The sequence below is a fragment of the Halorubrum sp. CGM4_25_10-8A genome (assembly GCF_005435025.1).
GTDB lineage: Archaea > Halobacteriota > Halobacteria > Halobacteriales > Haloferacaceae > Halorubrum > Halorubrum ezzemoulense.
Genome location: NZ_SGTX01000056.1, coordinates 1 through 480, shown reverse-complemented (window position 1 = coordinate 480; position 480 = coordinate 1). Strand labels below are relative to the sequence as shown.

Sequence of the window (480 nt, the reverse complement as noted above, 5' to 3'; positions counted from 1 at the left end):
CGGGTCGCCGTCTCGCGCGACGCCGTCGGGGGCGACCCCGTCGGCGAGCCCCGCGATCAGTCCGGCTTCCGACAGCGCCGACAGGAACGCGGGCGACCACGGCTCCCCGGTGAAGGGGACGCCCGCTGCGGTCCCGCCGTGAACGCCGGGGTAGTCGCCGACGACGTGGAAGTCGGCGTTGGCGTCGCCGTAGCCGGGCACGAACGAGGGGCAGTCGGGGCGCATCCCGAAGGGGTTCCGGATCCGGTCGGTGACGTTCTGCACGCGACTCGCTAGGCGCGGGCGCGGTTAAATCCGATTCGGTCCGACCCGAACGGTCCGGGCGCGTCCCGACGGAGCGACGGGCGAGTCGAGCGGGCCGATGCGAGGCGCACGAGGCGGCGAGGATTCTCATAAGTTATGACGATAAACGAGGTCAAACCGGGCTGGGATACGCGTCGATCGGCTGGACCGGCGGGATGTTTCAGGATCGTTAATTTA

Annotated in this window: 1 pseudogene; it reads right to left on the bottom strand. The window is 69.6% G+C overall.

Annotated features, from left to right (window positions below):
- A pseudogene (locus EXE52_RS18945) lies at positions 1 to 264 on the bottom strand (uracil-DNA glycosylase); the annotation flags it as partial.
- Between the last annotated feature and the right edge of the window lie 216 nt (positions 265 to 480).